Origin of the sequence: Streptomyces sp. rh34 (genome assembly GCF_002551245.1) — a bacterium.
Taxonomy (GTDB): Bacteria; Actinomycetota; Actinomycetes; order Streptomycetales; family Streptomycetaceae; genus Streptomyces.
Window position 1 is genome coordinate 1 of record NZ_NTGZ01000576.1, and the last position, 698, is coordinate 698.

Below are 698 nucleotides of genomic sequence, written 5' to 3' on the forward strand. Positions count from 1 at the left end.
TGTGTATAAGAGACAGGCCCCGCACCGGGCCCCCCGCGAGGTCGAGGCGGCGGGCGGGGCGCGCTGGGGGGTCCGGCTGCTGCTCGCCGACGGCACCCGCGTCCCGCTGCCCGCCGCCCCGGACCTGCCGCCGCCCGCGTGCGCGGACCCGGCGGGCGACCTGGTGCTGGACCTGGCGGGGCCTCCGTACGCGGACCGGGTGGAGCGCACGCCGGAGGGGGCCCTGCGCGTCTCGGGGACGTACGTTCCGCCCGCTGCGGGGACGGCGACCGGCTCCGGCGGCGGACTCGTCCTGCACCACGAGACGCTGCACGAGACGGTCCCGGTCGCGGAGACGGTCACGGAAGCCGTGGCGGGGAACACCGCTCAGGCCGTCGCGGAGCCCGTGACGGAAACCGTGACGGAGTCCGTCGCGGAGCCCGTGACGGAAACCGTGACGGAGCCCGTCGCGGAGCCCGTCGCGAACGGAGCTTCGGACGAGAGCCCGGACAGAAGCCCGGGGGTGAGCCCGGACGAGAGTCCGGGCGGGCTCCCCGACCACGCGCCGGGCAGCCGGTCGCGGTTCTCCGCGCTGATCGCCCCGCCGCTCCCGGAAGGCCGCTGGGAGGTCCGCCTGGACGGCCGCCCCGTACGCGTCCTCGGCTCCGCCGCCGCCCAGCTCCCCTCCGGCGGCGGCGAGAGCGCCCTGCGCCCGGAGT

Annotated in this window: 1 pseudogene; it reads left to right on the forward strand. The window is 78.1% G+C overall.

The window, feature by feature from the left end:
• A pseudogene (locus CR470_RS38290) lies at nt 1-698 on the forward strand (hypothetical protein); the annotation flags it as partial.